Source organism: Pontibacter brevis (genome assembly GCF_054779655.1).
Genome location: NZ_BAAGXV010000084.1, coordinates 42700 through 65019, shown reverse-complemented (window position 1 = coordinate 65019; position 22320 = coordinate 42700). Strand labels below are relative to the sequence as shown.

The window sequence follows — 22320 nt, the reverse complement described above, 5'->3', positions numbered from 1 at the left end:
CTGTTATCGTTATTTCAACAGGTGAGTGGGTAATCACAAAATATTTACAGTTTCTTAACTTAAAAGTAGAACTTAATTATATACTGATACGTTAATATCACAAAGAAACACTGTCTCATCCTGTTATTCGGCACGCAAAATGAAAAGAATTACCACACTATCCTCGCTCTTTCTGATTGGCACTACTGTCAGCCTTATCATGAAAAACTGGTTACAGCCAACCAGCTTACGCTTCGAAGCCCCTGAGGAAGATTACCACTTATATCTTTAGCAGAACTTATTTCACCACCAAAAGTGGCCCTCTCTTCTGGAAGAAAGGGTCATTTTTTTTCCAGCCTGCCGCACCCTGGCTTTACGCCTGCCTTATTCTGACTGCCAGCAACGGGGCAGAGGCTGCGCCATTCTTTCATTTCAGATCAAAATGCCTAGCTTTGTAACATTGCCGCTGCCAAGCGGTATAAATAATTTTAAAAGCACAGCGCGTGCATAACAACATACTATGAATTTAAAGGAAAAAATCAGCTACATTATTGGCCGCGACATGGCTACTAACCTGAAGAAGCAAGGCATTGATATTGAATCAGATCCTTTTGTAAAAGGGATGCAGGAAGTACTAAGCGGTAAGCCTTCAACTTTGTCTCAGGAGGAAGTGCAGCAGGCTATGATGGCCCTGCAGCAGGAGATGGCGCAAAAGCAGAACGCCGCAGGCTCAGAGAACAAGCAGGCGGGTGAGGCCTTCTTAGCTGAGAATAAAAACAACGAAGGTGTTAAAACACTGCCAAGCGGACTACAGTACCAGGTGCTGCAGGAAGGAACTGGTAAATCCCCTTCTGCCTCCGATACAGTTACCACACACTATCACGGCACCCTCATCGATGGCACTGTGTTTGACTCCAGTTATGAGCGCAACCAGCCAGCCACCTTCCCGGTTAACGGCGTAATTGCCGGCTGGACAGAAGCACTACAGCTTATGAAAGAAGGTTCAAAGTGGAGACTCTTCATACCTTCTAACCTGGCATACGGTGCACAGGGTGCAGGCGACGCAATTGGTCCGAACTCGACCCTTATATTCGACGTAGAGCTGCTTTCCGTAAAATAGCGAAGGATATGACTTATCATAAATAAAGAAGCCCTGGCAGGACACTATGTCTTACCAGGGCTTCTTTATTTATGACAGGTTTATTGTTCCGGTTACTCCAGCCCTATGCCTGACACATCCATGCCATTCAGCCAACGGTAAGCCTCTTCACGGTACAAAGCATGGTGTATGATAAGGAAGTTATTCTCATGCATCAGCTCATCTCCACTCATCTCCCCCACCAGTCCACAATAAAGCGTTACAGGCAACACGATTGCCACAAACACATTATCACCGACAGTGCGGAGCACCTGCGGAAAAAAGGTGGAAAAAACCCACCGCTGATCCAGGCGCCTTATCATGCCCCTTTTATGAAGATCCAGCAGCAGCTTCCTTGGCTTCAGTCTGCGCACTTCCTCCATTACGTCGTTATAGACCTTCCGGACTTCATCAGAACCAGGCTCTCCTTCCCAATTCACAACAAGCACACATTGCTCAGCATCATAGAATACCTCTATGACATTAGAAGCAGTACTACTTCCGGAAGCTCGAAGCAGCTCCTTGAAGGTATAAGCAGGGGAAGTTTCTTTTAAGAACATTGATATGAAAGATCTTGTGTCAGCAAACAATGTAGAAAATAAGTTGTGTCAATAGAGCAACGGTTCATCTACCGATTTTCTTATATTTATTCTTACAAAGTTGCGATTTAAAATAATCTGAAGCAAGAAAATTAAATATACCTTTTATTTAATATTAATAATACTTAGCTGCTGGTAGTTTTGCAGCAGTTCAAGGGCAAGCATTTTATGCCAGGACAGGCCACAGGGGAAGCAAAGAGAACAAATCCGCCTGAGAACCGTTCTTAAATCCATCAGAGCAACATCTAAAATAGATATACTTGTATGGCAAACGACCCTAACGAAGGCAAAAAGTTCTTAGATAGTGTACACCAGTTTTTTGATCACGCAGCAAGCTACTCACGGCTTAGCCCCGGCATTCTGGCGCAAATTAAAGCCCCCAACAGTGTTTACAAAGTATCCTTTCCTGTAGAGATTGAGGGTAAAATAGAAGTGATAGAGGGCATACGTGTGCAGCACAGTCACCACAAGCTACCATCTAAAGGAGGTATCCGCTACAGTATGCAGGTAGATGAGGACGAGGTGATAGCCCTGGCCACCCTCATGACTTTTAAATGCGCCGTAGTGGACGTTCCTTTTGGAGGAGCTAAAGGAGGCGTTAAAATAAACCCGCGCACCAGCTCTGTTAAAACACTTGAAAGTGTTACCAGGCGTTATGCAACCGAGCTGATAAAGAAGAACCTGATTGGCCCGGGTATAGACGTACCGGCACCGGATTATGGTACGGGTAGCCGTGAAATGGCCTGGATTGCAGACACCTACCAGACTTTTAAATACGGGGAGACAAGTGCCCTGGGCTGCGTGACAGGTAAGCCTGTAGGCCAGGGAGGTATCAGGGGGCGTGCCGAGGCAACGGGCCTGGGGGTTTACTATGGCATCCGGGAGACCTTGAACGACACAGAACTGCTGAAAGGAAAAGGACTAGGGGGTAGCGCTATGGAAGGCAAGCGCATTATTGTGCAGGGCTTGGGTAACGTTGGCTACCATGCTGCTTACTTCTGCCAGCAGGATGGCGGTGTGATTGTGGGGATAGCAGAGCGTGAAGGCGGAATCTACAATGAAAATGGAATTGATGTACAGGAAGCATTCCGGCACAGAAGTGAGCATGGTTCTATCCTTAACTTCAAAGATTGCAAGAACATTAACGACTCAGCGGAGCTGTTGGAGACAGAATGTGACATTCTGATTCCGGCGGCACTTGAAAACGTTATTCATAGCGGCAATGCCGGCAGGATTAAAGCTAAAATAGTGGCGGAGGGTGCCAACGGTCCTGTTACACGGGAGGCGGAAGATATCCTGATAAAGAATGGCATTATCATCATTCCGGATTTGTACATCAATGCTGGCGGTGTAACGGTATCTTATTTTGAGTGGCTGAAGAACCTCTCGAACGTGCGTTTCGGACGTATGGGAAAACGCGCTGAAGAAGCCAGCTACCTTCGTTTAGTGAATGCCATTGAAGCTTCCTCAGGTAAGAGCATGTCGGCGAAAGAACGGGCTTTCCTGTCTCAGGGCTCAGATGAGATCAGCCTCGTACGCTCCGGCCTGGAAGATACCATGATCAATGCCTACCACGAGATTCGGGATGTTATGCAACAGAAGAATATTCAGGATCTACGAACAGCTGCGTTTCTGACGGCTATTGAGAAGATTGGTGTGAGCTATGAATCTCTGGGTATTTTCCCATGAGTTAAGATAACAGTAAGAATCAGTACTGAAGGTCAGGAAACAGTGGAAATAAACGCTGAGTCCTGGCCTTCTTTTATGCTCCATAGCCAGTGCAGTGCCTCCTCTTTTTCAGTGAAGTAGTTGAAGTACACGTAAGGATGTGGCAACAAAGCGGAGGGAGTCTGGTAATTAGTAACAACGGCTTTAAAATGCTCCTCTGAGAAAATGACAGCCACAAAAAAATCTCTTTTAAGCTGATTGTACGATTTTTGGTAATATTCCATACTCAGCCAGGCTTCCTGCTCTCTGGTGAGGGAACCAATGGAAGTAAGATCTGTACAATATGACTGCACAACCGGGTTATCTATGGAAAATTGTAAAGCTGCACTATGTGCTTCCACAAACGAAGCATAGTCAGGCTTAACTAACCATTTGATAAATAAACAGCTAACATCAAACACGTATGAAACCTCAACGCATGGTGTCTCAAATATTACCATTATAATACTACAATTCAGGTTAATGATTCCGAAATCTACATAGCCATATTACAATATGCAAACTTTAATATATATGTGATAACGCCAATCAGGTCAGCTTTGTTCCTGTTCCTGAAATGCACTGTTTTTTCTGGTTCTATTTTACCATGTTGCCTTGGCTTCGCTTTCTTACTCATTCTCCTGAAGCTTACTCCATAAAGTGTGCTTTGATAGAATTCTTTGCGTAATGCATAAAAAAAGCGGTGAGAGAAGCTCTATGCCTCTACTCACCGCTTTGGTGCTTTACGAAAGAAGGATACAAATTAGCTTTGGTTAACTTCCAGCCATTTGTTGAAAATCTTCTGCTGCACATTCGTAGGGTTTGGTAAACGCTCAAAGCGATAACGCACGCTTTCGTCTTTCAGCATCGGGATTCGTAGTGTCTGTAGCTGCCCGTCGCGCGTAATCAGCACTTCCGCTGTATCTCCGACACGCAGGCCGCCTACATAGCGATCTAAGTCATTACCTACACGGTAACCGTTTACAGCTATAATCTCATCATCTACATTTAGGCCGCCTTCATAGGCACTGCTGCCGCGGTTTACGCCGCGCACTGTTACCTTCCCGTCTGAAACAGCGGTAGTGGCTCCCCAACTAGGCAGGTTACTGCCCTCGTTCATGTTAACAAGGCGTAAACCAGCAGCGTCAAAGTATTCGTTATAATCTGGTGTGGCTGTGCCGTTCACGTAGTTGCGGAAAAAAGCATCCATGTTACGTCCGGATACCTTCTCCAGCGCTTCTTTGAACTCTGCCTCTTTAAAGCCACGGTTAAGCTGCTTGTAATAGCGTTTATACATATAACGCATTACATCGTCCAGGCTCTTGTCCCCGTTAGTAGCTTCCATTATCTCCATGTTCAGTAGCTGACCCAGCACACCACCCTTGGTATAATACGAAACCTCCGCATTGTTTGAATTCTCATTGCGACGGTAGTATTTAATCCAGGCATCGAAGCTTGCTTCTGCTACTGTCTGTATCTTGTTTCCCGGGGTGTTCTCCACGGATGTAATGCTTCCCGCCACTACATCGAGATAGCGCTGCGGAGTAGTGAACCCTGCACGGCGCACAATCAAATCGTCGTAAAAGCTGGTGATACCTTCAGATACCCAGAGCAAGTCAGTATAATTCTCCTGGTTGTAGTTAAATGGTCCGAGCGCCAACGGACGCAGGCGCTTCACGTTCCAGAGGTGGAAATACTCATGCGCCACAAGGCTCAGGAAGCCATTGTAGCCAGCCTCGGTGCCATAGTTCCAGCGGGAGGTTTGAAGTGTAGTAGAGTTCAGGTGCTCTAAGCCACCCCCACCACGGTTCAGGTTATGGACAATGAACACGTAACGTTCCACAGGCAACTCCCCTATCACTGTTACGGCTTCTTCCACAATTTTCTTCATGTCCGCCATCAGGCGATCAGGCACATAATTGCCTTCGCCGTACATGGCCACCTCATGGGGCACACCAGCAGCAGTGAAGGTATATACCTCATGGTTTCCTATCTCGAGCGGGGAATCAGCCAGGATATCGTAGTTCGGGAAAGTGTAGGTAAACTTTCCTGTGCTTTTAAGCCCTGTGGAAACTTTATTCCATCCCTGATAAGGCTTCACAACAAGAGTACCGCTAAGGTTTTCATACCCTTCCGGATACATGAAAACGCTTGTACCATTCACATAACCGTGGGAGGCATCAAGGTAGCTGGTCCGAACACTTAGTTCGTAAGCATACACATCGTACTTTGCACGCACCACATCCGCTCGGTTGCTGTATACGCGCCAGGTGTTTTTATCTATTTTTTCTGAGCGCAAGGCCTTTCCTGCTTTATCGGTGGCCTCGAAGCTTTCTACATTCTTAGCGAACTCACGCACCAGATAAGAACCCGGCGCCCAAACGGGAAGGGTAAAATCCACATAATTTTTCTTAGCCCCCGACAGTTCCGCCTCTACCTCGAAGTAGTGCGTGTGTGGCTGGGGCATGGATAAGGTATAGCGCAATTCTGCGGCAAGCGCAGCTGCTGTATTACATAAAGTAATAGCAGCTAATAGTAGGAAAGATAATTTAAAGCGGTTTTGTTTGAGCATGTTTATGTCAGGGATTTAGTTCAAGCTTTGGCATTTTACAACAAATACCGTGCTTATCAAAATCACCCCATGCTATAAACCCCTTGTGCAGCCTCAGGAGGCATGTGAAATCATGCTGGAATTGAGCCAGGCAGCGGCATCAGCAGTATGTGAGAACGTGTTTATAATGATAAAAGAATTAAAACTTTGCAGGCCAAACAGTCCGGCCTCATCCAGCAATGCCTGGTAGCATCTGTCTGATAAAACGATGGCCACATAATTATCTGTGCCCATTGTCATCATAATACGGGGAAAAAGATGCGTATGCAGCCAGGTCTCCTCCTCTTCATCAAGCGCACCTATAGCACGGTAATCCAGCAACCACTGCTTTACATGGTATTCTTCAGCAAACTGGAGGGCTGCCAGAAGACTGTCTCTAAACTCCCTGGACTTGAAGTTCCCAAAACACTGCAGGTGAAGCCTGCCCTGGGCCTCATCAAAAGTAACCTCCAAAGAATCCGTGCTATATACTACCATCGCTCATCAATTTTTACACATCCTTTACAAAAATATCATTTTCTCTATACAAATTAATATAACAATCTCAAAATGTTTCAAGAAAATCAGTTTATAAGTAGACAGCAAAAAACAAAGTGTAAATGAACCGTATCAGCTGGTAAACAACATATTAAAAAGCATATATTACTGCAATTCATATTACCAGAGTATTATGAAGTTACAATCGTGGTAATATTTGTTTAATTTTGACCGGAGATTGGCATGGTAATTCCATACTATGAATCACACCAAAGAATTTGCTCTTATGAAAAGTATGATGTCGCTAATGCTGTTCCTGCTATTGGCGGGTGCAGAACCTCAGCAATCACCTTCCTCAGAAGCAATCAGTTCTTCCGCCACGTTAGCAGAGACCCCGATTGCACCTAACATGGTTGCATCCGGCCTAACAGAAAAAACAGCAGTTACACCAGGAGAAAAAGGCGGAGAAAACACCGGGCATAAACTCATAAATTACGCGATGAGCCTGCTAGGCACTCCATATGTATGGGCGGGCGTTAGTCCCAAAGGCTTTGACTGCTCTGGCTTTATCACCCACGTCTTCAAGAAATTTGATATTTCAGTTCCTCACTCCTCTGCCCTGCAGGCCAACGAAGGGGAGCATGTCAGCCGGGATGAAGCGAAAGTAGGTGACCTGGTTATCTTCACAGGCACGAACCCAAAAGTTCGCAAACCCGGCCATGTGGGTATTATTATTTCCACTGATGAGGATAACATTGAGTTCGTGCACTCTTCTTCAGTGGGCGGTGTAAAAGTAAGCAAAGTGGAAGGAACTGGCTACAGCAGACGCTTCCTGGAAATACGGCGCATCCTTTAGCAGGAACTCCCCTATCGTGGCCAGGCAAATAAAACACTTGCCGTTTTATACGTACACAACACCATGACGCGCCAGGAAGGCCGAAAGACATCAAAAAGATTCCTGTCATGGTACATCCTTACATCATCAACACCATTAATGCACTTGTGCTGATAATAGCCGGGCTAATAGGCTATTTTGCCAATCCTGCTAAACCACCCACTGCTCTTATCGCGCCTTTTTTTGGCTTGCTGCTGCTGGCCTGTACTTATCACCTGCGCAAACACAACCGTTTTGTGTTTCACACGGTTTCGGCACTAACCCTGTTGGTGGGCCTGCTGGTGGTGATGCGGGTAGACCCGGATACATTTGAATGGAACAGGAGAAATATCCTGCTTCTGATTATGGGCTTAAGCTGTCTTGTGGCGGTGTGCTTTTACGTTGGTACTTTTATAAGAGAGCGGCGAATGCGGAACAACACGATTTACAAGGACGACCTGTAAACCAGAATGGGTAAAAATAGAAACACCTGGTGTAGCCCGTCAAGTTACACCAGGTGTTTCAGAATCCTAAAAAGTCTTACCAAGCGGCTTCCTGTTTTTCAGGTCACCATCCGAAGACCATTTGTAATTAATGCTGCACAAACAGCAAATCCCGTTTATGAAGCCGACTCACGGTTTAGGTGAATACTATTACTTAGGCTTGATAACACTTGTTTGGGATTAGACATCAGCACCTCCTTTCTCATTAGTCCAACATAACCCTGAACCTTCGACCAATTAATGTATTAGGTTGTTAGACCAGAGCCGTAGCACTCGCTACTATTACTTGTTTATAAAGGTAAAAGAACGCTTAAAAGTTCACAAGCTTTTGTACATATTTTTTATACTTTTCTGAGGCACCCGTTTTTAGCACCCCCCTTACGTGGCCCTTCCCAAACCAAGTCCTTAAGTATCAACCAGCTACGAAATCTACTCGCTCCTGCCCTGCTCTCTTTACCCCTATCAAAAAATGCTGCCTGTTATTTTATTTGTAGAACATTGATTTATTCTTGACCATTTGCTCCTGAAGAAGAAAACAATGTTATAACCATTTTCAGAGGAGTTTTAAGGGTTAAAACTTTGTATTGTAAATTAGATCTAATTTTTTCGAACGAAATCGTATTTTGGTAGAATATTTGCGTTCACATGAATGTAAGGTCTTAGCATATCCTGAATTTTTAATTATATTTCGTTGCATATTAAACCTAACAAATCCTAATCATGAAAAAGTACCTCTTATCTTTTGTTGTGCTCATGCTGTTCACAACCGGCGCCTGGGCTCAGACCTTATCCCCTCTTGGTGTCTGGACGAACCAGGATGGAAAAGCCGAATTTGAAATCTATGAGTGCGGCAATAAGCTATGCGCTAAAATTATTTCGCTAAAAGAGCCCAACAGGAACGGAAAGCCTAAAATGGACGATAATAACCCTGATAAAAAGCAACGTACACAACCCCTAAAAGGACTGGTTTTTATGAAAGGTTTTGAATATGATGGCGATAACAAGTGGGATGACGGCACCATCTACGATCCGGAGAGTGGCAAGACCTATTCGTCTTACATGAAGATGATCAACAAAAATAAAATGGAAGTGAAGGGGTACATTGGCATTTCGCTGATAGGCAGATCACAGACCTGGACACGCGTAAGATAAATAAGTCTTCCATACACCATACAAACAGAAAGAGGTTAGCGCATGCGCTAACCTCTTTTTTTAACCCTTTACCAACTTTAAAACTGCAGGTCGGGGCAAAATGTTTTGTCTCTGACAAGATTTTTTCTAAAATACCTGCAGCACCTTATATTTTTTATCACGGAAGATAAATTCCTCGCCAGCAGTTTTGCCTGCCATCGCTTTATAAAGCGGGGACATGCCTGAAATAGCGAAAAAGGATTCTCCATCCAGCTTAACTTCTCCCAGGCTGACGCCAATGAAACAATTCTGGAATGAGGTATACACTACCGCCCCCAATGATACTTCTTTGTTCAGTTTGGTAGCATTGATGCTACGCAGAATACCCATTGTCCGCATCAGTTCGTCTAATTGCCTTGCATATAAATCACGCTGTATCTGGCAATTCTCCCTAAAAGACTCAAATTTGTCTTCCATAGCGCCTTGATGCTCATTGGCACTTTCCTGTGCCTCATTCATTGCATCTTTCGCGGCCTTTATCTGCGTGCTCAAAATTTTGGAGCACTCCTGAAGCAGCCGCTTCTTTGTCTCAAGTTCTTGTGTCAGTATTTCCATAGTTAAAGTATAAAATAGCATTAAGCACAATTGTCCTTCCTTTTGCAGTGGCTCTTAGTGTACCGCGCCTGTTATGCTCCTCTCAGACTACAGCATATACATATATGCAGTACGCCCGGAAAATATATACAGGGGCTCTACTTCACTTCAACCGGTCTGCTTCAGTATAATTTTACTAAATTTAGAATTTGCTATTCCTGGATATTTCGCTTGGAATATAAAGCCGTCAGGCAAGGCTTAAACTATTTAGAGCGAACTATGTTTTATGGGTAAATTATCAAATGCCATTTAACGAATATTTTAAACGATTGTTTGGCCAAAATAATGGCAAACCCACCTGCACCAGGCTGGAGCGATCCGGCAGGTATCTGGCTGCCTATAAAACATGGGTGGAGGAACAGGTGTACCTTAATTGGACCGGTCTGTTTTTTAAGGCTTACCACTACAAAAAGGCGAACTTGCCGAGCCAGTATCGGGTGCAGGTAACGCAGGATGAGCATGTTCGGGGATGCATCTTCTTTTACGATCCCCGTATAGGCGCCTGTAATTTCACGTACTTTTTTGATCTGTTAAAAGACCGGGTGCAAGGGCAGGGCTACACCCTGCACAGCTGCGATAAGCTGGAGGTGCGGCATGAGTGCTATCTGGAACAGGTAGAGAAACACGTGCTGACCCCTCCTGCCTCCGACCTGACAGGAACCAGCCTCTGCAACCAGCAATATGGCAACATTCTTTTAGACTACGTTAAAGTAAACCACCAGCCGGGCTACATCCGGTTTGTGGCGAATGTGTACAACGACCCCTATTTCTCGAAACCACTCCCATTTGACGAACTGCTTGAAAAAGTGCTACAGCCGGAGGAGGGGCGCGTCAGATAAGCCCAGACCAGCATAAAAGCCGAATAAACAGAGCATTTACAGGGAATTGCCAGTTTTAACTTTCATTTCTTTTAGATACATTTAAATCATAAACAGATGTTGTTCTAATATTCTTTTTTTGCTTATGCGGCAATACTTACTTTTATTTATATGTTTTCTGCTACTTTCTGTAAGTGCACGCGCCACACATATTGTGGGTGGTGAGTTTGAGCTACAACATTTAACTGATTACAATTACCGGCTTAAGCTTAACCTGTACTTCGATGTGGTAAACGGAAACCCCGGAGCGCTAGACCCTTCTATTACCGTTAACATATTCAGCAAAGCTACTAACCAGCATATTGCTTCGCAGGTAATGTTTATCCAGGAGCAGTCGCTGGTACAATACACCAACATCGACTGTGCAAGTGGAGAGCTTGTGACGAGAAAGATTGTCTACTATCAGACAATCTACCTGAACCCAAGCGTTTTCAATGAACCACAAGGCTACTACGTTACCTGGGAACGCTGCTGCCGCAATAACACCATCAACAACATCTCAGCCCCGCAGAATGCCGCACAAACCTTCTATATGGAGTTTCCGCCGGTAGTGCAGAACAGGCAACCATTCCAGAACTCCTCCCCTGTCCTGTTTCCGCCGCTCAGCGACTATGCCTGTGTTGGCGAACTCTTTTACTTTGACTTCAACGGCACAGACCCTGATGGCGATTCCATCGTGTATGACATGGTTACACCCTTGAACGGATATACCACTACCCAGATGCCCGTCTACAACATTCCGCCAAAACCGGCGCCCTATCCCGAGGTTAGGTGGCTGCCTGGCTACAGCAGCAACGTACAGGTGCGGGGTAACCCAAATATGACGATTGACCGCAATACAGGGCAGCTCATCATGCGGCCTGACCGGGTGGGCCTTTTTGTTTTCGGGGTACGGGCCCAGGAGTTCAGGAACGGAAGAAAGATAGGTGAAGTGCGGCGCGATTTCCAGGTGCTCGTGCTGGATTGCCCCCGGAATCAGTCTCCCCAGATAGCAGCCCGGGAGCAGGGTAAAACAGAGTTTTATGAAAGGGGCACCGTGCTCCGTATCAGCCCTACAGACAGTCGCTGTATTGACATTTTTATCACAGACCCAGACTTAAGCGAGTTTGTATCGTTGCGGGCAAGGCCGGTTAATTTTTCCGGCAGCGACTACACCTTTACAGGAACTACAAGCGGCATGATTAACCAGGGAAACGCCCTGGACTCACTAAAGGCAACCATCTGCTTTGCCGATTGCTTTGACACAGGAGGAGAAGTGTATGAACTGGACCTTATTGTGCAGGACGACGGGTGCAGCCTGCCCCGCCAGGACACCGTGCGGCTCAGCCTGATGGTAGAACCAATACCAGACGCTTCGCCCACTGTCTCTCTCTCTACCACCAACCGGGTTTTTAAAGTAAAGGAGGGTGACAGGCTCACCTTTGATGTGCTGGGCCTCGATCCGGATGAAGACATCGTCTCTTTAAAAGCCGAAGGACAGGGCTTTTCTATCAGCAACCATGACATCACCTTTGCCGGAGGCAGTGGCACTGGCCAGGTGCAATCGGCTTTCAGCTGGGACATAGATTGTGAAGTCATGAAAAACGAATCCTATAAGTTAGACTTCATAGTGACCTCCATGTTCTGTAATGAGCCAGTCACGCGAACGGTAACGATAGATGTTCAACCCGAAAGCAACAACAATTTACCTGTTCTCACCTCTGACCAGCCAGACCAGGTGATTGAACTGGAGGTGGGTATGCCTTTCGAGGCCAATCTTTACGGAACTGACATAGATGAAGACCTGCTTGCCCTTATAGCACAGGGTGAAGGCTTTAACCTGGGGGATTACGGAATGGTATTCACCAGCACAGGCGGCAACGGCGAAGCCACAGGCAACTTTCAATGGACACCAACCTGTGAAGCGTTCAATCAGGGCACACTGCGTGTAAAGTACATCTTAACAGAAGATGCCTGTGCACCACCTTCAGATCAGGAACTGGTGCTGGAGTTTCGCTTAAAAGCACCTAACAACGCCCCCACTCTAACCACTGACCAGAACGTACTGACTTTCGAGTTAAACCTGAATGAGTCGTTTGAAGCGCAGCTAACCGGAGCAGATGTAGATCTGGACAACCTGATACTCTCTGCAGCCGGAGATGGTTTTAACCTTGCAGAATATGGTATGAGCTTTCAGAGCACAGGAGGTGCAGGGAACGCAACGGGCACATTCACGATGCAGGCCATTTGCAGAGCCACAGAGCAGGAGGTGTTGCGCGTAAACTTCACGCTGGCAGAAGATGCCTGTGACCCCTCGCCACAGCAGTTAACCATGGAGTTCCGTGTGAAAGCCCCAAGTATTGCCGACTACATCCCACCCAATATCTTCACCCCCAACGGCGACGGCAAAAATGACTTCTTTGAAGTTCCGAACCTGCCTTCTGAGTTTTGTACGGCTGTTTTCTCCAGCATACAGATCTTCAACCGCTGGGGAAAGCAAGTGTACGGCAATACGAACAGCAACTTTAAATGGGATGGTGCGGGAGTAAATCCCGGCGTATACTTGTACGTGATTGATTACGGGACTACCAAATACAAAGGCTCTGTTACTATTGTAAAATAAGGGCAGCCAGCCCCCTAAAGCAGAAGTCCCTCTCAAGTGTGTACATGAGAGGGACTTCTGCTTTATGTAACAATTAACTAAATCGGGTTATGCTATAAAGAGGAAGACGAAGTAAAGGCCGAGCCACAGGAAATCCATAAAATGCCAGTAGCTGTTTAACATAGACAGCTGCAGGTGCCTGAAAGGGTCACGGATAAAAATAAGGCTACGGACGCCATCAGAGGCCACATATATCGTTTTAAAGAGCATAAACGACAGGAAGATGATACCTCCGAGCAAGTGCAGAATATGCAGTGCTGAAATAAGGTACAGGTAAGTACCAGAAGCCTTGCCTGAAAAATACACGCCTGTTTTAGACATCTCATTCCACCCGATCAGTTGCGCTCCTATGAAGAGAATACCCAGCGTCAACGTCACTGCCAGGTACCGCACCATCTTCTTCAATCTCTCTTTCTTGTACAGGCCCGGCACCTTCGACATGGTATAGCTGCTGAAAAGAAGCAGGATGGCACTTACACTAAAGAATTTAGGTAGTTGAAACTGTTCCCCGTTGAAACCTCCGGTGCGAGCGAAGGCCACCGTCAGTATAAAAAATAGAACTCCTATTCCGATCATGCTCAGGTAGAGCAACATCCGGATAGGGTGCATTTTTTCAATCCTCCGGAAGGCAAAGCTCTGCGTTGCGTTTATTTGTTTTTTCTTATCTGAATCCATCCTCAGCCTCTTTTTCAGCTCTTTATCTATATCTATCTGTGGAACAGCGAAGCCCACAGTGCGTTTTACTTTTGTGTTTATCTTTTATATTTATACCTCTGAGGGCATAATTAGTTTAGGATTTTACCCAATTAATTTAAGTACTTCAAACCCTGACATCAGAACAGCAAAAAGTGTAATATGTTGTGTTACAACAATTATACCCCGCATTCTTTCACCTGGCTCCATAATCATAACATCCTAATTTCGGAATCTGCGTTTAAAAAGCAACAGCTTTACCTAATGGGCTTTTATGAAGAATTATATAACAAAAGTATTTCTCGGCTTGTTACTGCTACCTTTGTTCAGCCTGGAGGTTCTGGCACAGGATGAGCGTGAACCATACACAGGCAACAATACCATAGTGGTAGCGCTGGAAGGGATAGGACAGCGTTATGAGTTTGTGTCAAACCAGATGATGGTGCGCCACAACAAAGCCACACACAGGCTCGAGTGTGTCCTTCCTGTGGCTAGTCTGGTTCCCCTCAACGATACCATTCCACCTGCCATGGCCTATGAAGTGCTCTTCGGGGCCAAATACCCTGAGCTTCGCATCATGATTGAAGCTCCGGAACAGCAGGCCAACACAGGTAGGTTTACGCCCGCTAACAGAGGCTGTACCACCTCCATCAGTTTGCAGGGTGTCAATAATGAAACTATCATCCCGGTCTCATTCCTGCCTGAGAACAATACCTTTTACTTCTCTACCAACTTTGACCTGATGCTGAATAATTTCCAGGCGTCTCTGCCAGTAAAGTATGTGCCACTGCTCACGGGCAGAGTACATTTCAGTATTGAACGGGCTCAATGGAGCAACCTGGGGCAGCGGTAAGGCCCATTCATAAAAGCATAAAGCAGCCACACTTATGTTAAAGTATATATTTTATCATAAATAATCATTAATCTGACATTAAAACAATTAACAAATATTGTTATACACATTTTACACACTCCATTAATTTATTTCCTCCCTCCTTCTTTTCTTTTACAGCACCTTTGGTGTACGGCCTACAGGCATCACACGAGTTACCTCAAACTGACAAACTAAAACGGGTGCTGTTATGAAATACCTGTTAACGATTAATTATCTTTATGAAGATCCAAACAAACTGTAATAGCATGAAAAACATTGCCCTTGCACTGTGCTTAGCAGCTGGCAGCTTTAGTTGCAACCAGGTAAAAACCGCCGCTGACACACCCGCTAACGAAATGACCGCTACAGAAAGTAACACCGGCTCCACCTATGGTGCTGCCGTACCGGAAGCAGGGGTGATACCCGCCACCCAGCTTTCCGAAGCAGTAGCTGGAAAAGACTCCTTACAAGCTACTGTAGCTGCCGAGGTAGTAGAGAGTTGCCAGGCGAAAGGCTGCTGGATGGATGTAAAACTAGCTGACAACAGCACCATGAAAATTACCTTCCGCAATTACGGCTTCTTTGTGCCCGTAGAAGACCTGAAAGGCAGGCAGGTGATTTTTACCGGGACAGCAAAACGGGAGGTTATTTCTGTAGAGGACCAACGTCATTACGCGCAGGATGCAGGAAAACCGGAGGCAGAGATAGCTGCCATCATAGCGCCTAAAGAAGAGTTGCGTTTCATAGCAGATGGCGTCATCCTGAAGTAGCGCCTTAACTTACTAAGAAAGAAAAAGGTAGGGACTTATAACTGAATCTTTCCTGAAGCCTGGTGGTACTGCATCAGGCTTTTTTAGTTTCATGGTGGGCATGCAGCCTAACACAACAGGCGCACAATTTCCCTTTCGATGCGCCACTTAATCTGACTTCTCTTTCCTATTTTTACCGATAGAACAAAAGACCCCGGCATGATATCAGAGAAAGATCCAGCACAGCAGATACAGCAGCTGACAGAACGCATAAACTACCTGAACTACCAATATTACCAGAACAGCATTTCAGAAGTGCCGGACTATGAGTTCGACATGATGCTGAAGCAACTGCAGGACCTGGAAGAAAAGCACCCGGATCTGCGCCAGCCCAACTCCCCTACCCTGCGTGTAGGGGGCACTATCACCAAGAACTTTAAAACAGTATACCATAAATGGCCGATGCTCTCGCTCAGCAACACCTACTCAGAAGAGGACCTGCGCGAGTTTGACAAGCGGGTTCGCAAGGCCATAGGTGATGAGGTGGAATATGTTTGTGAGCAGAAGTTTGACGGCGTAGCCATTAGCCTGACTTATGAGAACGGGCAGTTTGTGCAGGGAGCCACCCGCGGCGACGGCACACGCGGCGATGACATTACTGCCAACGTACGCACCATTCATGATGTGCCCCTGCAGGTGCATGGCCAGGGCTATCCGGATTTATTTGAGGTACGGGGAGAAGTATTCCTGCCGCTACAGGTGTTTGAGCAACTGAACACGGAGCGTGAGGAAGCCGGCGAGCAACTGCTGGCAAACCCACGGAATGCCGCCTCCGGCACACTGAAGCAACAGGATTCTTCCATCGTGGCCAGCCGTAAACTGGGTTGCTTCTCTTATTCCTTCCATTGCTCCCCAAACCCCTTCGACACCCATTCCGAAAGCCTGCAGGCAGTGCAGAAATGGGGGTTCAAGGTGTCAGACACCTGGCGCAAGTGCCACGGCATTGATGCCGTGCTGGACTATATCAACGAATGGGAAACAAAGCGCTTTGAACTACCGATTGCCACTGATGGAGTGGTGGTAAAAGTAAACAGCTATGCCCTGCAGGAGGAGCTTGGCTTCACAGCCAAGAGCCCACGATGGGCAATTGCCTACAAATATGCCGCCATGAGTGCCGCAACGCAGCTACAGGGCATTCAGTACCAGGTGGGCCGAACAGGCGCAGTAACCCCCGTAGCGCTCTTAGAACCGGTGCAGTTGGCAGGTACTGTCGTAAAACGAGCCTCCGTACACAACGCAAACGAAATCCAGCGGCTGGACCTGCGGATTGGCGACACAGTTTTTGTAGAAAAGGGAGGCGAAATCATCCCTAAAATCACAGGGGTTAACTTTGAGAAACGCCCGGCAGACAGTCAGCCCATTGTTTACCCTACTGAATGCCCGGCCTGCGCCACACCATTGGTGCGCACAGAAGGAGAAGCCCATTTCTACTGCCCGAATGAAGAAGGTTGCCCGCCGCAGATAAAGGCAAAGCTGGAGCACTTCATTTCACGCAAAGCCATGAACATAGATGGCTTAGGACCGGAAACCATTGAGCAGCTATACAGAACAAATCTGGTGCGCAACGCGGCAGACCTCTACGACCTGACCTTTGAGCAACTGGTGGGCCTGGAGCGCATGGGCGAGAAATCTGCAAACAACATACTGGCCAGCCTCGAGAAGTCGAAAGAAACCCCTTACGATCGGGTACTGTTTGCCCTAGGTATCCGGTTCGTAGGAAGCACAGTGGCCAGGAAGCTGGCAGAGCAATTGCCGGATTTAGAGGCACTGCGGGGCGCAACCTATGAAGAATTGATTGCCATCAATGAAATAGGCGGCCGTATTGCCAGCTCCATCATTGAGTATTTCCAGAACCCGGATCATGTACAGCTGGTGGAGCGCCTGAAAGCTTCGGGGTTGAATTTCAAGGCTGAGAACACTGCCCCTGAAATGGAAAGCGAAAAGCTGGCAGGAAGTACCTTCGTAATTTCAGGCGTATTCCAGAGCGTGAGCCGCGAAGAGCTACAGCAGCTTATCATCAGCCACGGCGGAAAAGTGGTCTCATCTATCTCAGCCAAACTCACTTACCTGGTGGCCGGGGATAAAATGGGCCCTGCCAAACTGGAGAAAGCAAATAAGCTGGGGATTCGGATACTGACAGAAGGTGAATTTCTGGCCATGATACAGGAGTAACTGGCTTGCTGTTGAACAAAAGGCACCGGCTGCGAAAGCAGCGGTGCCTTTTCTACAAACACGCTAACAAACAACAAACAAAATCTTACACGATATCTCTTTTGGTAAACCTCCAGGCACCACAGCACAGGCACTGCTACCCCAACTCCTGAACGCAGCAGCACCTCTTCTGCCACGATGCTCCGGGCGATTTCCGCAAACGGAAACCTCATTACCGTCATCAACGGGTAAGTAAAAAAGACAATAGTGAAAAGGAAAACTGTTTATCCTCTGTCATGGCTCAGGCGCAACATCAGTTCCAGTATCTCATATATGCCACTTGTTATCAGTACACTAGCTATTCAATATAAAACAATAAGTTAAAGGTCGTACAGCAGTGCCAGCACTCAGCCTGTACGTTTCAATGATGCAAGGTCTCTTAGGCTACTTCCAGTGATGACTTCCACTAAGCTGCACTTAATTATTACCTTTCAAAAGTAAGTTATACCAGCCCTGGTAAAACCTAGATCAGGGCTGCCATTCGAAAGAAAACGGTTTTATCTTTTAAAATAGGCGCTTCATAGTTACAAAATAGCTATTTGTATATACTTCTCCTCTTCAGCGGGATTTAAGACACATTTTGCTTAACTTTAGAGGTAAGGCGAACGAGTAGCCTGACAATTCAGCTTCCACACAACCATCACTTAGCTGCACCCCCGGACACCATGAACATAACGCTACCAGAGGCAACGATGAAGAAGCGCTATCAGATAGCGCTGCATGTTGCCGGTTGGCTGATATTCATCGCCTGGATTTTCTATTTTGTATATGCCAACCGCACCCTCACCTTCGGGAAGGGGCTGGATATAACGTTTGGCTTATTATTTCACCTGCTGATATTTTACTTTAACTGGTATGTTCTCATACCGAAGTACCTGGCCCGCAACCGCATTCTGCTGTATGTAGCCGCTGTACTTACCATGCTCGTAGCAGTAGCTGTTTTGCAGGCGCCTTTTGACTACTACCTGTTCCGGGACTATAACCCGGGCATGACCAGCCTGTTCAGTTATGAGCGCCTGCTGCAGTACGTGCTGGGTGGCCTCGTCACGACCTTCATCAGCTCTGCGCTGAAGGTAACGGGGAACTACATCCGCAACGAGCGGCGCAACAAGGAACTGGAGACACAGAAACTGATGGCAGAGCTGGCCTACCTGAAATCGCAAGTAAACCCACACTTCCTGTTTAACACCCTAAACAACATATACTCACTAGCTTATAAACAGCACCCGGAGACACCGGATGCCATTATGAAGCTCTCGCTTCTGATGCGGTACATGCTGTATGAGAGCAACGACACACTGGTAAGCCTGGAGAAGGAAGTAGACCATATTAACAACTTCATTGACCTGCAGAAGCTACGCCTGCGGGAGCATACTAGCATCAGGTTCAATATTGAAGGTGACCTGCAGGGAAAGCAAATTGCCCCCATGTTGTTAATGACACTGGTGGAAAATGCCTTCAAGCATGGCCTGGTCAGCAAGAACGAAATCGGCATTACCCTGAACCTGGTAGTGAAGAATAACTCCCTGCTCTTTAGCACTATCAACAACACCAGTACCCATAAAAAGCGGGAGTTCGGCGGCATTGGTCTCGAAAACCTGAAGCAGCGCCTGAACCTGCTGTACCAAAACCGGCACCAGCTTTCTTTCGAGGAGAAGAATGGGGCTTTTTATGCGACTTTGAAAATATACTTCAGTTCTAATCACAAATAAAACTATGAATGTACGTTGCATCGCCGTGGACGACGAGCCGTTGGCCCTGGATATATTAGAGAGTTATATAAAAAAACTGCCCTTTCTGCAGCTGGTCAGAACCTGCTCCAGTGCCACAGAGGCCATGCAGGTGCTGCAGGAAGAGAAGGTAGACCTGATGTTCCTGGACATAGAAATGCCCGAACTAACGGGTATACAGTTTCTGAACATCCTGAAAAACCAGCCGCTTATTATTTTCACTACCGCTTACCCGGATTATGCCCTGGAGGGTTTTAACCAGGACGCCGTAGACTACCTGCTCAAGCCCATTCCCTTCGACCGTTTTCTGAAGGCAGTCACCAAAGCACAGGAGCGGCTACAGCGAAACGGTAAGGCAGCGGAGGTGGCCCATGCTGCTCCGGCCACGCACGCAGCACAGGAGCATGATTTTATGTTCGTAAAAGCCGACTACAAAACCATACGCGTAGACTTCATAGACATACTCTGGATAGAGGGGCTCAAAGACTACATCATTATCCAGACAAAGGACCAGAAAATTATTACGCTGCTCTCCATGAACAAAATGATGGAAAAGCTACCGGATTCCCGCTTCCTGCGTGTGCACAGGTCTTTTATCGTATCGCTGCAGAAGATCGACAGCATTGAGAAAAGCCGCATCCGCATCGGGAGCAAAGAGATTCCGATTGGGGAAGTCTATAAAGAGCAGTTTCTGAAATGGGTAGAAGAAAACAACATCCAGTAAAAGGAGGATGCTCTAGTGGAAGTGTCATGTTACTTTACCAACCACAAGACCCAATCAGAGCTATGTGTAGCTTGTCCAACTGTTTCTGCACTGCATCCTCTGCACCTTACTCTTCAGTCTTTTTGACCTAATGCATTTGCAGAAAAGGATTCTTAATTCGAACTTCGTGCTCTGTAAAGAAAGAACATGGTAAGAGAGAAATTAATAGGAACAGGGGTCGCTTTAGTAACGCCATTTACAAAAGACCTGGCAGTAGATTACGACGCACTTCAAAAGCTGCTGGATTTTGTGCTGGAGGGGAAAGTAAATTATATTGTAATTAACGGCACTACTGCCGAGTCTGCTACTACCAGTACTGCTGAAAAAACAGAGATACTTAAGTTTATAAAGGCGCATGTAAAAGGCCAGGTGGCCCTGGTTTACGGCCTTGGAGGCAATAATACACAACAGGTGACAGAGCAAATTGCTTCTACAGACCTGGAAGGTATCAGCGCCATACTTTCTGTAAGCCCTGCTTACAACAAGCCATCGCAACAAGGTATTTACCAACACTTTATACAAATAGCAGAAACATCTCCGGTCCCTGTTATTTTGTACAACGTACCTGGCCGCACAGGCAGCAACATGACAGCGGACACTACGCTGAAACTTGCGCTGCACGAGAACATTATCGGAATCAAAGAGGCCTCCGGGAACCTGGAGCAGTGTATGGCCATTGCCAAGCATAAACCGGAAGGCTTTATGCTCATCAGCGGTGATGACATGATGACTGTACCAATGATTTCTTTTGGAGCAGAGGGCTCCATTTCTGTACTGGCAAATGCCTTTCCAGACAAGTTCAGCAGCATGGTGCAGCTAGCACTGCAGAGTAATTTTAAAGAAGCCGCTGAACTGTTGTTCAGCTTTGTAGACATCAACCCGCTCATGTACGAGGAGGGCAACCCTGTGGGAGTGAAAGTGTTGCTGGAGCGGTTTGGGATTTGTAATGCCAGTGTAAGGTTGCCACTTGTGGAGGCTTCGGCTGGTTTACGCGATAAGCTTTTTAAGGTCTTATAGACATATGTCATCAAGTCAACAGAAAAAGGTCAGCTTCAGTACTGACCTTTTTCTGTTGACTTGACACAGGCTGCTGCTGTTTCTTCTGTTAACTACAAAACCTACACACCATGACGCCACACTTCCGCCTGCTGCTATGTTGTAGCCTGCTCCTGCTGTTCAGCTGCCAGGAGCGAAAGAACGAAACGAATACAGGCACACAAACAGATCACAGCGGGGAGGAAGGCAATGTGGGTGACTTACAGAAAGGTGCTGATTTAGCGGCAGTGCCACAGGCCACGCTTGTACTGGATACAAGTGGCCTCTCACCGGAGCCCGATACACCGCTAAAACTGCTTATGGAAGGTACCTACCATAAAAACGAGGTTTGGCGGGGCGCTGAAAGAAAAGAGTGGCTGGGGCTTTATTATGAGACTGGAAAATACCTCTTGCGGCCAACTACAGTGCAGGTAAACACAGTAGAAGACCCTGTTGGTGATAATGAAGGCATGCTGTCGGGCAGAGAAGTGGTAGCAGCAGACTCTGATGCTGTTTTGCTGCTCACCGGCCTGCATCGTTACCAGAAAGAGCAAATAGACACCGCCGTTTTCAGCAGAACAACACTTCCGGCAAACAAAGCACTTACCTATACTTTCAAAGGGAAAGACTATCTTATCAAATCCTTTGGCGACAGCACACAGGCCACGTCAGGAGAATACAGCTACAGGCACTATGGCTGGAAAGTGGCAGGCACAAAAAATGGCAAGCGGATAGAGCAGCTATTGGCAGAAGATGAGGCTTTTGATGACTCTATTTACGTGCTGCTATGGGCCGGCGACCTCGACAATGACGGCATTCCGGATCTGCTGCTCGACCTGTCTAACCACTATAATGTGGCCCGCTACACCCTCTTCTTATCTTCTAAAGCACAGCGCGAGAAGCTGTACGAGAAAGTAGCTGTGTTTGAGGTTGTAGGCTGCTAATTCTTCCTTGCAGCACCTCTGAAAAATATTGTTGCCCTTCCCTATTGTTTTGGATGCTACAACTGCATT

Annotated in this window: 20 protein-coding genes; 14 read left to right on the top strand and 6 right to left on the bottom strand. The window is 46.7% G+C overall.

The features are described 5' to 3' along the window. The first annotated feature begins 499 nt into the window (after positions 1-499). Entirely contained in the window at positions 500-1099 is a 600-nt protein-coding gene (locus ACYVB1_RS18110) for an FKBP-type peptidyl-prolyl cis-trans isomerase (protein ID WP_460925210.1), read from the top strand. A 92-nt stretch (positions 1100-1191) separates the two neighbouring features. Here the strand turns inward: ACYVB1_RS18110 and ACYVB1_RS18105 are convergent, their stop codons facing one another. Then, positions 1192-1677 (bottom strand): hypothetical protein, encoded by a 486-nt coding sequence (locus tag ACYVB1_RS18105; RefSeq protein ID WP_460925209.1) that lies wholly within the window; start codon positions 1675-1677, stop codon positions 1192-1194. A 303-nt stretch (positions 1678-1980) separates the two neighbouring features. Between ACYVB1_RS18105 and ACYVB1_RS18100 the strand changes: the two genes are divergently transcribed. After that, positions 1981-3405 carry a Glu/Leu/Phe/Val family dehydrogenase gene (locus tag ACYVB1_RS18100; protein ID WP_460925208.1) on the top strand — a complete coding sequence of 475 codons (1425 nt, stop codon included), beginning with the start codon at positions 1981-1983 and terminating at the stop codon, positions 3403-3405. A 32-nt stretch (positions 3406-3437) separates the two neighbouring features. Here ACYVB1_RS18100 and ACYVB1_RS18095 read toward each other — a convergent pair whose 3' ends face one another. The 3 genes from ACYVB1_RS18095 to ACYVB1_RS18085 all read right to left on the bottom strand — a co-directional run bounded on the left by ACYVB1_RS18095 (position 3438) and on the right by ACYVB1_RS18085 (position 6511). After that, on the bottom strand, positions 3438-3668 hold the full coding sequence (locus ACYVB1_RS18095; RefSeq protein WP_460925207.1) for a hypothetical protein: 231 nt from the start codon (positions 3666-3668) through the stop codon (positions 3438-3440). A 518-nt stretch (positions 3669-4186) separates the two neighbouring features. Then, entirely contained in the window at positions 4187-5995 is a 1809-nt protein-coding gene (locus ACYVB1_RS18090) for a M61 family metallopeptidase (protein WP_460925206.1), read from the bottom strand. 93 nt (positions 5996-6088) lie between these two features. Next, positions 6089-6511 carry a hypothetical protein gene (locus ACYVB1_RS18085; protein WP_460925205.1) on the bottom strand — a complete coding sequence of 141 codons (423 nt, stop codon included), beginning with the start codon at positions 6509-6511 and terminating at the stop codon, positions 6089-6091. Between the two features lie 286 nt (positions 6512-6797). Here ACYVB1_RS18085 and ACYVB1_RS18080 point away from each other — a divergent pair, with 286 nt between their 5' ends. From ACYVB1_RS18080 to ACYVB1_RS18070, 3 genes are all read left to right on the top strand, one after another. Further along, complete coding sequence (locus ACYVB1_RS18080; protein WP_460925204.1) at positions 6798-7367, top strand: C40 family peptidase; 570 nt, start codon at positions 6798-6800, stop codon at positions 7365-7367. A gap of 107 nt (positions 7368-7474) precedes the next feature. Next, positions 7475-7849: a hypothetical protein gene (locus ACYVB1_RS18075; protein WP_460925203.1), complete on the top strand. Its 375-nt coding sequence runs from the start codon at positions 7475-7477 to the stop codon at positions 7847-7849. Positions 7850-8608: 759 nt separating this feature from the next. After that, a complete protein-coding gene (locus ACYVB1_RS18070; protein ID WP_460925202.1) occupies positions 8609-9040 on the top strand; it encodes a DUF2147 domain-containing protein in 432 nt (143 codons plus the stop codon). A 126-nt stretch (positions 9041-9166) separates the two neighbouring features. Here the strand turns inward: ACYVB1_RS18070 and ACYVB1_RS18065 are convergent, their stop codons facing one another. Beyond that, a complete protein-coding gene (locus ACYVB1_RS18065) occupies positions 9167-9634 on the bottom strand; it encodes a hypothetical protein (RefSeq protein ID WP_460925201.1) in 468 nt (155 codons plus the stop codon). 281 nt (positions 9635-9915) lie between these two features. On the opposite strand from ACYVB1_RS18065, the gene ACYVB1_RS18060 reads away from it, so the two are divergent. Together ACYVB1_RS18060 and ACYVB1_RS18055 are read left to right on the top strand one after the other, a co-directional pair. Beyond that, positions 9916-10512 carry a hypothetical protein gene (locus ACYVB1_RS18060; RefSeq protein WP_460925200.1) on the top strand — a complete coding sequence of 199 codons (597 nt, stop codon included), beginning with the start codon at positions 9916-9918 and terminating at the stop codon, positions 10510-10512. Between the two features lie 124 nt (positions 10513-10636). After that, on the top strand, positions 10637-13153 hold the full coding sequence (locus ACYVB1_RS18055) for a gliding motility-associated C-terminal domain-containing protein (protein ID WP_460925199.1): 2517 nt from the start codon (positions 10637-10639) through the stop codon (positions 13151-13153). Between the two features lie 87 nt (positions 13154-13240). On the opposite strand, the gene ACYVB1_RS18050 is transcribed toward ACYVB1_RS18055, so the two are convergent. Next, on the bottom strand, positions 13241-13867 hold the full coding sequence (locus ACYVB1_RS18050; protein ID WP_460925198.1) for a cytochrome c oxidase subunit 3: 627 nt from the start codon (positions 13865-13867) through the stop codon (positions 13241-13243). Positions 13868-14159: 292 nt separating this feature from the next. Between ACYVB1_RS18050 and ACYVB1_RS18045 the strand changes: the two genes are divergently transcribed. The 7 genes from ACYVB1_RS18045 (at position 14160) to ACYVB1_RS18015 (ending at position 22251) form a co-directional block, all read left to right on the top strand. Continuing rightward, complete coding sequence (locus ACYVB1_RS18045) at positions 14160-14738, top strand: hypothetical protein (protein ID WP_460925197.1); 579 nt, start codon at positions 14160-14162, stop codon at positions 14736-14738. Between the two features lie 287 nt (positions 14739-15025). Then, entirely contained in the window at positions 15026-15529 is a 504-nt protein-coding gene (locus tag ACYVB1_RS18040) for a DUF4920 domain-containing protein (RefSeq protein ID WP_460925196.1), read from the top strand. A 198-nt stretch (positions 15530-15727) separates the two neighbouring features. Beyond that, positions 15728-17740: an NAD-dependent DNA ligase LigA gene (gene ligA, locus ACYVB1_RS18035; RefSeq protein ID WP_460925195.1), complete on the top strand. Its 2013-nt coding sequence runs from the start codon at positions 15728-15730 to the stop codon at positions 17738-17740. Positions 17741-18444: 704 nt separating this feature from the next. Continuing rightward, positions 18445-19491 (top strand): sensor histidine kinase, encoded by a 1047-nt coding sequence (locus ACYVB1_RS18030; RefSeq protein ID WP_460925194.1) that lies wholly within the window; start codon positions 18445-18447, stop codon positions 19489-19491. Positions 19492-19495: 4 nt separating this feature from the next. Then, entirely contained in the window at positions 19496-20233 is a 738-nt protein-coding gene (locus tag ACYVB1_RS18025; protein WP_460925193.1) for a LytR/AlgR family response regulator transcription factor, read from the top strand. Between the two features lie 186 nt (positions 20234-20419). Continuing rightward, entirely contained in the window at positions 20420-21289 is an 870-nt protein-coding gene (gene dapA / locus ACYVB1_RS18020; protein ID WP_460925192.1) for a 4-hydroxy-tetrahydrodipicolinate synthase, read from the top strand. A gap of 110 nt (positions 21290-21399) precedes the next feature. Further along, entirely contained in the window at positions 21400-22251 is an 852-nt protein-coding gene (locus ACYVB1_RS18015; protein WP_460925191.1) for a hypothetical protein, read from the top strand. Positions 22252-22320: the final 69 nt, after the last annotated feature.

What these genes read in the sequence shown, in the direction of transcription:
- ACYVB1_RS18110 (WP_460925210.1), top strand. Translation starts at nt 500, where the DNA reads ATGAATTTAAAGGAAAAAATCAGCTACATTATTGGCCGCGACATGGCT.
- ACYVB1_RS18015 (WP_460925191.1), top strand. Translation starts at nt 21,400, where the DNA reads ATGACGCCACACTTCCGCCTGCTGCTATGTTGTAGCCTGCTCCTGCTG.
- ACYVB1_RS18080 (WP_460925204.1), top strand. Translation starts at nt 6,798, where the DNA reads ATGAAAAGTATGATGTCGCTAATGCTGTTCCTGCTATTGGCGGGTGCA.
- ACYVB1_RS18105 (WP_460925209.1), bottom strand. Translation starts at nt 1,677, where the DNA reads ATGTTCTTAAAAGAAACTTCCCCTGCTTATACCTTCAAGGAGCTGCTT.
- ACYVB1_RS18060 (WP_460925200.1), top strand. Translation starts at nt 9,916, where the DNA reads ATGCCATTTAACGAATATTTTAAACGATTGTTTGGCCAAAATAATGGC.
- ACYVB1_RS18040 (WP_460925196.1), top strand. Translation starts at nt 15,026, where the DNA reads ATGAAAAACATTGCCCTTGCACTGTGCTTAGCAGCTGGCAGCTTTAGT.
- ACYVB1_RS18095 (WP_460925207.1), bottom strand. Translation starts at nt 3,668, where the DNA reads ATGGAATATTACCAAAAATCGTACAATCAGCTTAAAAGAGATTTTTTT.
- ACYVB1_RS18085 (WP_460925205.1), bottom strand. Translation starts at nt 6,511, where the DNA reads ATGGTAGTATATAGCACGGATTCTTTGGAGGTTACTTTTGATGAGGCC.
- ACYVB1_RS18030 (WP_460925194.1), top strand. Translation starts at nt 18,445, where the DNA reads ATGAACATAACGCTACCAGAGGCAACGATGAAGAAGCGCTATCAGATA.
- ACYVB1_RS18025 (WP_460925193.1), top strand. Translation starts at nt 19,496, where the DNA reads ATGAATGTACGTTGCATCGCCGTGGACGACGAGCCGTTGGCCCTGGAT.
- ACYVB1_RS18070 (WP_460925202.1), top strand. Translation starts at nt 8,609, where the DNA reads ATGAAAAAGTACCTCTTATCTTTTGTTGTGCTCATGCTGTTCACAACC.
- ACYVB1_RS18075 (WP_460925203.1), top strand. Translation starts at nt 7,475, where the DNA reads ATGGTACATCCTTACATCATCAACACCATTAATGCACTTGTGCTGATA.
- ACYVB1_RS18100 (WP_460925208.1), top strand. Translation starts at nt 1,981, where the DNA reads ATGGCAAACGACCCTAACGAAGGCAAAAAGTTCTTAGATAGTGTACAC.
- ligA (WP_460925195.1), top strand. Translation starts at nt 15,728, where the DNA reads ATGATATCAGAGAAAGATCCAGCACAGCAGATACAGCAGCTGACAGAA.
- ACYVB1_RS18090 (WP_460925206.1), bottom strand. Translation starts at nt 5,995, where the DNA reads ATGCTCAAACAAAACCGCTTTAAATTATCTTTCCTACTATTAGCTGCT.
- ACYVB1_RS18045 (WP_460925197.1), top strand. Translation starts at nt 14,160, where the DNA reads ATGAAGAATTATATAACAAAAGTATTTCTCGGCTTGTTACTGCTACCT.
- ACYVB1_RS18050 (WP_460925198.1), bottom strand. Translation starts at nt 13,867, where the DNA reads ATGGATTCAGATAAGAAAAAACAAATAAACGCAACGCAGAGCTTTGCC.
- ACYVB1_RS18055 (WP_460925199.1), top strand. Translation starts at nt 10,637, where the DNA reads ATGCGGCAATACTTACTTTTATTTATATGTTTTCTGCTACTTTCTGTA.
- dapA (WP_460925192.1), top strand. Translation starts at nt 20,420, where the DNA reads ATGGTAAGAGAGAAATTAATAGGAACAGGGGTCGCTTTAGTAACGCCA.
- ACYVB1_RS18065 (WP_460925201.1), bottom strand. Translation starts at nt 9,634, where the DNA reads ATGGAAATACTGACACAAGAACTTGAGACAAAGAAGCGGCTGCTTCAG.